We start from the raw sequence: 7,296 nt of genomic DNA, 5'->3' as shown, positions 1-7,296 counted from the left end.
CCGTGGCTATAAGGAGCTGATCAGGGAGTACCGACGAGACCCCGAGGGCTGGAAGGCCAGACACGCCTACGGGCAGCGGAGTCTGGTCGAGACCGTCTTCGGGATGATGAAGGTGCGGTTCGGAGGCGGCCTGAGTTCACGAGGGTTCCGGGAACAACGTCGCGAGGTCCTGCTGAAGGTGCTCCTGCACAACATCGAGCGGCTCAACTTCCTGGAGTGTGACGGGAGGTGACTTTTCACACAAAGCCCTGACCTACTAAAACATAGTAACATCAATGTTACAAGATATTTTTATTAAGTATAACTAATATTCATCTGCTGTAGCAGCATTACAAATAATTTTCATCACCGGGTTTAAAATAATATTAACTCACGAAACATCCCATAAAGAAATATAAGTCGTTTTAACTGACACAAATGCACAGATATGGGACGTGGCGCAATGGAGTTTATTATTGCACTGTTCATTTCAGGAGTAATCATAGCTATTATGTACTTGATTGCTGAAGGTTCTGGAAATGACTATTCGTGGCAGTGGGATGTTAACGAATCTCTTTCTTGTTTAGCGATTTTGTTTTTCTGTGTGTTGTTTCCGATTCTATGGTTATTGGTGCCATAATAATATTGAATCATATTGAAAGTTTCCATCATCATCTCGAATAATTTGTTGGGTTCGAATTATGAGTTCGAACCCGCCCAATTTCTTTGTGATATGTTCTATCAACTACTACATGAATTCTCACAAGCTGCGTTCATTCAATCCGCATTAACTACTTCGTTCATGATATCCCTAAGTTATCTTTTGCTATTTCCCTACCTTCATCTCTATTTTGCACTAATTATTCTATCTGGGTGTAAATTTTCTTTTGACACGAATATTACGGGACTACAACAATCTAGATCGTATTCGTAATCCTGAAATGAATTTCGCTATCTGGTCAACTAGGTGGTGGCTCACAGACCACCTCCCGAATAACTAATCAAACCATGGAGCCACCTTGCCCATAGTCCCACAATAGTCGCATCGGAATATTCTATCAGGACCTACTGTTGTAAGATCAATTGACCCCCCACACTTAGGACAGGTCGCGATGGGGCACATCCGCTCCTTGATGATATCGATGTGGCGACGAATATCATACATGATGTCCACAAAGAACCCGCTCAGAATCCGTTTGTCTTCAGCATAGATCGTTATTGTCAATATTCCACCCTTGGGAGTACCACTGACTTGAATCTCAGCAGCAAACAATGCATCCTCGTACTTCGTCTGACCGACGTAACACGCATAACCAAGATAGACCTTTTCTTCATTCTCATATTCGGAGTGATCAACCGGAATCAGACCACTGAGTCGCGCCTCGGCCATATGCAATACCACACGAGGCTCACCTACGAACTCAAACGACGAACAATTCCGATCGAACAGTCCACTCTTTAATCGCGTAAAGACCTCGTCAGCTCGTTCCGTTGATGTGAGCATAGGGCAGACGTTGACCAGTCTTTTTGCAGGAATCTTTGCGACTCTAGAGACTCCGTTGGCAGTTGTATATCTCACAATTCCTGAATATTCCCCATCAACACATCGTAACGGCTTCAACCAAAAAATCGCACTCTGGAATCCACCCGGTTGAATACTACCAAGTACTTGATCATGCTCGGTCTCCCTGACCAATTGAAAGCCATCAGGGATTTTGATCTTTACCTCTACATTATCGATTTGGGACTTGCCTTTATTTTCTATTTTGACAGCCAATTTGAAATACTCACCCGCCTCATCAAATCCGCTCTTTACAACAACTTGTTGAGGACGGGCTGGAATAGTAGTCTGCCGTGGATAGACTCGTGGCAGACGGCTGGTGACTACGGAATCATGTACATATGGATGATCCAATAAAATGGGCGTTTTGCTAATCTTTCTCATCCCGTACGGATTTAACGGCCCGTAGAATGAAGCGGGACGTGGTACTCCTGCAAAAAACGGTTCGGCCATTCCATCAACCGATTTGAAGCCAGTACGTGAAAATTGTAAATATCCGCAGGTGATTATCCAGAGCAAGATAATTGAAGCAATAAATAAAGCAAGACCTGCACTGATATCTGGAGGGCTAGATCCGATTTGCAAAGGGGATACCTTTAGATGACCGATGAAATATTGCTGATCGATATTTTTTCTTGATGTTATAACAAACGAGAAATCCCTCATAAATACAAAACCCATGAGAAGCCAATAATGCCTCTTCACATTTTCACTCCCATAACTCAAGTCCATTAACTCGTGAACGCTAATAAAGATTCTAGTTTTAACATTCTACTTCTGCTTATTTGTACCTATGGTGGTAACATGGTTTACTCGTGATTGAGGATAGTGATATATTCTCTTTGAAATATTGTTAGTGTCTTCCTCTATACCAGACGAACAAAACAATAACTACGTAGATCACAGCGATGGTTCCAAAGATCACAGCAGTCAATACAAATTAATTTAATCTTTAATCTATCTTCAAAGATACGATGCGTCCTAAAGAAGCAATATGATATTCCTCGGCATAATATATAAGAAAAATAAAGCCACGAAAGTTGGAAAAATAAGAATTTATCACTCGGTAGTATTTTCGTCAAGTTATTTTACAAAAGCGTAATCTGATAAATCGACTCGGTCAACTAATGTTTTCTAACCGAGCAAAGGTTTTTGTACTATTAATGCACACGAGATACAATCCGTAATATCGGAGAGGAATAATATGAAGCGCGCACTGAATGTATTACTAGCATTGTCAGTCATCACCATGTTCCTTGTTTCACCAGTCGCAGCAGCGACATCACAGGGTCTTGAATGGGGCTTTGCAAAGGGTGATAAATGGGACTTCACGCTAAAAGTATCAAGCGAGAAAATAGATGAGCAAATCTACGCGAATATAACGAAAATGCCGGTACTTGCAATTCCAGATCCATTGACCAGCTGGGATAATATACCATTCCCAACCGTAGGCATGTACTGGGCAAATGGTACGGACATCGGGTTGATGGCACTGTTATTCATTGGTCTAGTAGCAGTAGGTAGCCGAATGACTGTACCAATTGGTAATTACACCCTTCTCACCGATCTTGTTTCTACCAAGCTCACAGGAGAAACGATTATCGATACTGCAACTGAATGGGGTATCACATGGAAAGTCAGTACCAACTCAACGCATGAGCAGAGAATAACCGCTACCTATTTGAAGACTGACGGCTTCTTGGCACAGTACAAGTGGGAACAGGTGGTTTCTGCATCCAACACAGTAGTTGATTCAATCTCAGTGATCAGAAACAATCTACCCAGCGGTGGATTCGATTTCAGTAACATCACACAGTTACTGAAAGACAACATACTCTATGTGGGTGCTGGAGTCGCCGTTCTAGTCATTCTTGCCATCGTTTGTAAGAAGAGATAATCTTGAGGGAATCAACCCCCTCTTTTTTTCTTTTCTTGCAGTTCTATTTTTTATTCATTTTTTTTTTGCGGTAATGACCTCAAAAAACGAGGGTTAAAATGGCCTTTCGACAGAATATGTGTCACATTAGGATGGGTAGCAGGTATGATCCGAAAGATTCAGATTAGAATTCGACTGGGGGACATTACCTTTCCTGATGTCTGCCCAGTATGTGGTGAACGGGCAACAACAACTGGCCGAATTGAAAAAATGTTGATGCCTCCTCCAAAGCGGATGGATCTGTTATATGGCCGCGATTTGGAGTATTTTCAAAGAGGGATAATACATTATGAACCATTAGTCTGCAAGCAACATGTTGCCTACGGAGGGCGGACAACAAAAAGCAAGGCATTACTTTCGGCTATAGGTGTGGTGATTGTTTTCCTGGCACTCCTCGTCTTAGCCAATATCACTTTCACAATATATGACAGGCTGCAAATCAACCCTGATCGCTATGTTCTACTTGGAATATTATTGGTCTTGATCTTCTTTGTCATGTATGGTCTTCGTCCATCACCCTTAGAGCAAGCAATCTCCATCAAGAAAGTGGTAGCCGAAGGTAACTATGCTATACTGTCAATCAAGAATCTGTGGTATGCCGTGGAATTGGTGCGTTTGAATCCGCACAGGGCGATCCATGTAAAGCATCGAACAACAATCAATAGTTGAAAATGCAATACAATTCCATCAGGGAATTGACGAGTCATTATAGCTTGGTTCCATCGTCTTAAGTGTGACCATCACCGTGATATCTCGAAGAAGAAGACGACGATAGGGATGTGGAGGGATCATTCGCTCTCATTTACCACCTCACCTGTTCTATCCACAATATGGGTTGCAAACAGTAACACATGCATGCTTGTTGTATGAAGAACAAAACTGTTAGGACGCTTCTATCGATATAGTTGAATCCCTACGTAATAATAATAATAATCGGAGAAAGTGTTGTGCCAAGGGTAAGACTACAAATCGAGAGATTATAGTATGGCGCCTGCCTATGTCCATGACTCTACACTCCCAACCATTCGATTTTTCGAAAACCAACTCCAATCCCGAATATATAACAATTGATTCATTTAAAGTATTAGCAATAGTTTTTTGAAATAAACAAACGTATAAACTTCCGTTTGATGGTTAATAATTATCCATATGTCGGAAATCCATTCAACGAATAGTTTTCGTAAACAAATATCTTTATAGTGGGCATGATCACCACAAACATAAATTTTATAATTTGGCACGACCTCAGCCGGATCAGATTACATGGACATACCCAGAATCTGTGTTATAATGTGAGCAGTGAAAAAAGGTCTGCAAATAAGGGGGATTATCCTCGTGAAAAGGTACCGGTACACAGCTTCTGAGTATGGAAGATCCATATCCATATTGCCTCAGCACCCGACCGTATTCAAAAACCGAATACGCTTACAACCCACCAATAATATATTTTGTATCCATAGTAGAACGATCCAAAGGCCAATAGTTATATTATAAAACCACCTGTGTATTAAATTATATTACTGCCGCAATTGCCTTTAAGTGTCCGAGAATAAAAGGCAAATACTTAATATATGAGTCTAATCAAATAATAGATAGGTAAAACTGTAATGAGATTAAATCGTCGAAAAATCGAAATGTTTTGAGTGATCACTAATCCCTCAATTTAATTATATTTGCGCGCAATAAGGGTAAACCAAAATAGAAAAAGCACATAACGCCAACCGCCCTTTGATAATAATTCTTTATAGATACTGTAACCTATACACAATGATAGAAATCCCTATAGATCACCTGTAAATGAATGAAACACTATGATCGTTTAGTACAAGAGTATCCACACTACGGACAGTTTCCCCATGTACCAACACACAAACTACAATGACAATGACGAAGAAGCAAAAAAGAAATGAACGAGCGATGAAAGCTCGTTCAACATAATCACAATCGGAAGTCACAATCCGGATTGCCATCAAATTGTTCTGGTTGATTACAGATGTTATCTTTTACATAGGACGTACTCATGCCATAATTCTGGCTAGAATAGTTAAAACATGATTCCATCGATGGATTCGAGTTTTGAAAATGATTTTCTAATCCGTCAACAAGAAAGTAGTAAGTCCAACCAGAATAATGATGTGTTTTGTGACTAAAACCTTGACCATTAATTCCACAAGTAGTTGCCACAAAGAAATGATCCGCATTACAAAGATCCATGATTTTTGTAATGATCCCACCACTGCTACAGGTAGAAGAAAAGATAAATATATTTTTCGCGGACCAAGTAACAGCAATAGATGCTAGCTCCGTATCGTACAACCGACCATCTTCTTGCTGTTCACCGTCTTCATCATCCCACATACAAGTATACATCGAATATGACGATACACTAGCACCGTGTCCTGCTAGTATTAACGCAATGTAGTCATCACTATCGGCTTTTGCGATTTCTCGAAGTGCATTCTTGACATTATGTTCAGTGGCGATATGATCATGTTGTGGAAAATTATTCCCACGTTGGTTGTCCCAAAATACCAAAACATCATATTCTAGGTAATCGTGTAGATAGTGATACCACTCGTTGGCGTCATTCGATGCGTAAAGTGCTATTGGGATGGACTTGTATTGTTCGATACCAACTATAACAGCCCATTTCTTTGTTACCCCATTACCATATCTCACATACATTCCCTTCTGAGAAGAAGGGGATAAAGGAATCTTCAGTAGCGGAGGACTAGTTGAGTAATCGTATACTCTAATGGTCATTAGATGCTCTGATCCCCAAACGTAGTTTCCTAGACCTATGGTTTTTACAGAGGTCCAGAAATCGTTGAACGTTTGTGCACCGCTACCGAATACTCGGTTTAGGTCAATTAGCACCTGGAAATTATCAACAATATTAGTGGAAAAGGCCGATTCCAAAAATATATTTAACTCTGTTGATAAACCAGCTCTAATTGCGAAGGAAAGTGTTGACGTTCGGGCTTGTGGAAGATATACGGACAAGAAATCCATTTTGCCTTCGACAACACTCACATTCGATAATAGCCACCCAAACTGTTTGTACCCACCATAATTAATCTGGAAGGTAAGTGTATGACGACTATATGAAACATCCCTAATGTATACATTGCCGTGGAAGTCTTTAAGACGCGGAATTGTATCATGAAATATTCGCACACCATCCAATAAGACATTAATATACCTGCTATAATTATCATAAACATTTTCGATGTCGAAATGAATTTTACAGGCTCCTTTATAATTCACTTCGAATACGATATTGGAATAACGAGCCTTAGGAAAGTATATGCCACCTAGTATTCCTAACTGATTTCCGGGATACTCAATTAATCGATCGTGTGCTGGTGGAAGGTTTATCGGTGGTGGTGATGGTGGCGGTGGTGGCGGATCAGGATCTTCAATAGGGCCTAACTGGCTCGTCGTATACTGGTTTCCTGTTTCATGAGGCGTATACGATTCTACCTGAGAGAGCACTATACTTGCTCCAGAAAAAAATAGTACAGATAGAACCATAATACTTGCAAAAAGCATCCGTAGTCTTGTGGTCATTTTTCGTTCACACTATTACAGATATACTAACGAATAATTTCACGACTATGCTGCCTAAGTTGATCGACTTGGATTCCCCCAAAGAATGAAACGATGTGAATAGATCAGTCGTGCGTTATTCGATAGGTGTGGCATTATAGCCGTTACCATTATCAAAAATTTGCCTTTAAGGTTTACGAACATCACAATCACCATGGTTGCAAATAACGAGAAGCATTATAGTCACAACAACTTGTGATCTCTTATTGCG

General features: G+C 40.5%; 5 protein-coding genes. 3 read left to right on the top strand and 2 right to left on the bottom strand.

Annotated features, from left to right (window positions below; all coding sequences use genetic code 11):
- The coding region (locus K9W43_12735; protein ID MCF2138089.1) for an IS4/IS5 family transposase at window positions 1–232 on the top strand (232 nt) is incomplete at its 5' end.
- Window positions 233–976: 744 nt separating this feature from the next.
- Here the strand turns inward: K9W43_12735 and K9W43_12730 are convergent.
- Window positions 977–2,125 carry a hypothetical protein gene (locus K9W43_12730; GenBank protein MCF2138088.1) on the bottom strand — a complete coding sequence of 383 codons (1,149 nt, stop codon included), beginning with the start codon at window positions 2,123–2,125 and terminating at the stop codon, window positions 977–979.
- A gap of 619 nt (window positions 2,126–2,744) precedes the next feature.
- Between K9W43_12730 and K9W43_12725 the strand changes: the two genes are divergently transcribed.
- On the top strand, window positions 2,745–3,437 hold the full coding sequence (locus tag K9W43_12725; protein MCF2138087.1) for a hypothetical protein: 693 nt from the start codon (window positions 2,745–2,747) through the stop codon (window positions 3,435–3,437).
- A 144-nt stretch (window positions 3,438–3,581) separates the two neighbouring features.
- On the top strand, window positions 3,582–4,145 hold the full coding sequence (locus K9W43_12720) for a hypothetical protein (GenBank protein MCF2138086.1): 564 nt from the start codon (window positions 3,582–3,584) through the stop codon (window positions 4,143–4,145).
- A 1,269-nt stretch (window positions 4,146–5,414) separates the two neighbouring features.
- Here the strand turns inward: K9W43_12720 and K9W43_12715 are convergent.
- On the bottom strand, window positions 5,415–7,046 hold the full coding sequence (locus K9W43_12715; protein ID MCF2138085.1) for a caspase family protein: 1,632 nt from the start codon (window positions 7,044–7,046) through the stop codon (window positions 5,415–5,417).
- Window positions 7,047–7,296 lie beyond the last annotated feature (250 nt).

Source organism: Candidatus Thorarchaeota archaeon (assembly GCA_021498125.1).
Lineage (GTDB): Archaea > Asgardarchaeota > Thorarchaeia > Thorarchaeales > Thorarchaeaceae > B65-G9.
Note: the sequence above shows the minus strand (reverse complement) of the source record. Positions and strands in the feature narration are given on the sequence as shown.